Genomic DNA, 2324 nt, shown 5'->3' on the forward strand with positions numbered 1-2324 from the left:
CCGCTACCCACACCCAGGGCGCGTCTACACCAACCACCTCAAGCCGGACACCCCTCACGACTTTGCCGGGGCCCTGGGGTAAGGCCTGGTCAATCCACGGTCCAGGTGATGCTGGGTGGGCGGACTCGGGCGCACAGCGGCCCGCCCTTGGCGTCGGTCAACCCGAGCCGACCGACCAGCGCCCCCGCGCCATCGTGCGCGGTGCGCAGCAGCTCGCCCGGGACGTCGTCGAACAACAGCTTCGCTCGGCGAAACATCTCGAACCCGTCGTCTGTGACCGCACCCAGCTGAGGTGCCCGGGCAGGTCGCTGCCCTCGATCCGAATCCGCACAGTCCGACTCTAGGACGCTGCTACGCCTGTCGTCGGTGCACAGGCCGTGTGAGGCATCACCGCAGTCATCGACCCGGTTGCGATCCAGCACCCCATGCGACCGGCGACCCCTCGACCACGACACCACCAAATCCTCGCGCTTCGGGATCGCGTAGCGGACCATGTCGCCCTCGGCGACGCCGCTGAAGGCGCGCAGCGCCTCCCATTCGGTGTCGATGGGTCTACGGAGCGGGAGCGGGTGCGGCGGCTTCCCCGGTCGCCGCCCGCAAGCGGCTGATCTCGCGAGAGCCGCAGCGGTCGACGCTGCGACGAGGTGCGCGCGGTCTAGGGTCAGCTTCACCGCGTACCGGGGCGAGGCGATCGGGCCGATCGGCAGCAACGGCTCCGGCAACTCCACGCTGCTGCGGGCGATCGCCGGCCTGATGCCCGCCACCCGGCCGTGGTGGACGAGCTCTACCGCGCGTTGCGCGCCGAGGGGGAGCGGCGCGTCCGGTGAGCTGCTCGTCGTGCAACCATAATTGTCAATCTGTACAGAAGGGCTGCCTCTGGAGAGGCAATGCAGGCACACCACGAGCCCGAGATCGCCGCTCTTCGAACTTGAACGGGCAGGTGTCAACGGTCAGGACGAAGTCCAGGCACGCGATCAACGTGCCCAACGTCTTGTCCCAGGTCGGGATCACCCCCCGGGAACCGTGATCAGCTTAGCCACGCGCAGAACAGGCTCGTCTTTCGGCTGCCGATGCGCGGGCCGTCGCCCCAGTCGAACTGCAGCCACAGCCGGGCTCGGGCACCCACGGCCGGTAGGTGCGCCCCCCGGACCGCCACGCCGCCTTCGCCGCCGCGACCGCCCGCCGGGGTGTGCGACAGGTCGGGTTTGCGCTTAATACTCCAACGTCACTTGGCTTCGGCCTTGGGCGTGGCGCGGGCATGAGGACGGCCACCGCGTTGATCATCGATGGTTTGTGAGGACAACCGAAGATCGTGCGGTGGCCGTGGGCCACAGCCTAGACCTTGACCGGTGGCGGGTCATCCTGGACGAGGCGGTGACGCGTGTCGCTGACCGGTTCGTGCGGGCGGAGCCACGCCGGACTGCCGGGCAGTTCGTGGAAGGGCTGCTGTCGGGTGTGGAACGCAAGACCTGCTGGTCCCTCGGGGAACGGGCGGGTCACTGCGATCCGCAGGCGATGCAGCGGCTGCTGCGCACGGCGGTGTGGGACGCCGACGCCGTCCGCGACGACATCCAGGCCTGGCTGGTCGAGCAGCTCGGTCACCCCGATGGTGTGCTGGTCACCGACGAGACCGGCTTCCTCAAGAAAGGGGTGTGCTCGGTCGGGGTGCAGCGGCAGTACACCGGCACCGCCGGCCGTGTCGAGAACAGCCAGGTCGGGGTGTTCTTGGCCTACGTGTCACCCGCGGGTCGGGCGCTGATCGACCGCCGGCTCTACCTACCCGAGACGACCTGGTGCGACCGGCCCGACCGACTCACCGCCGCCGGCGTGCCAGACGACGTCGGGTTCGCCACGAAGCCTGCACTGGCCCGGCAGATGATCGCCGCCGCAGTGGACGCCGGCGTGCCCGCCGGGTGGGTGACCGGCGACGAGGTCTACGGCGCCGACCCCGGCCTACGCGATGACCTCGAGTACCGCGGGATCGGCTACGTCCTGGCCATCGGCTGCGACCGACGCGTGCACGTCAACGACGGCCGCACCCTCATACGCGTCGACGAACTCGCCGACCGAATCCCCACCGCTGAGTGGCAAATCCACAGCTGCGGGCCGGGAGCGAAAGGCCCCCGCGACTACCTGTGGGCCTGGATCACCACCACCACCCAGCCGGGATGAGCACCGGTGGCTGCTCATCCGCCGCAACCGCACCACCGACGAGCTGGCACTTCTACCTGTGCTGGTCGCCCCGCCCCCTCTTGGTCAGGATGGGGTGAGACACCGCGTGTGAGTGCGGGGTGCTGACCGAGGGCGGGATCGGAGATCCTGGT

At 69.4% G+C, this 2324-nt stretch carries 2 protein-coding genes and 2 pseudogenes; 2 read left to right on the forward strand and 2 right to left on the reverse strand.

Annotation, left to right across the window (positions count from 1 at the left end; all coding sequences use genetic code 11):
- Nucleotides 1–89: 89 nt before the first annotated feature.
- On the reverse strand, nt 90–458 hold the full coding sequence (locus tag ACVCAH_RS37695; protein WP_447140986.1) for a DUF5990 family protein: 369 nt from the start codon (nt 456–458) through the stop codon (nt 90–92).
- A gap of 88 nt (nt 459–546) precedes the next feature.
- On the opposite strand from ACVCAH_RS37695, the gene ACVCAH_RS37700 reads away from it, so the two are divergent.
- A complete protein-coding gene (locus ACVCAH_RS37700; RefSeq protein ID WP_447140985.1) occupies nt 547–849 on the forward strand; it encodes an ATP-binding cassette domain-containing protein in 303 nt (100 codons plus the stop codon).
- A gap of 111 nt (nt 850–960) precedes the next feature.
- Here the strand turns inward: ACVCAH_RS37700 and ACVCAH_RS37705 are convergent.
- A pseudogene (locus tag ACVCAH_RS37705) lies at nt 961–1194 on the reverse strand (IS21 family transposase); the annotation flags it as partial.
- Between the two features lie 123 nt (nt 1195–1317).
- On the opposite strand from ACVCAH_RS37705, the pseudogene ACVCAH_RS37710 reads away from it, so the two are divergent.
- Nucleotides 1318–2252 (forward strand): annotated as a pseudogene (locus ACVCAH_RS37710) (IS701 family transposase); the annotation flags it as partial.
- Nucleotides 2253–2324 lie beyond the last annotated feature (72 nt).

It is taken from the genome of Micromonospora sp. LZ34, from assembly GCF_052981855.1.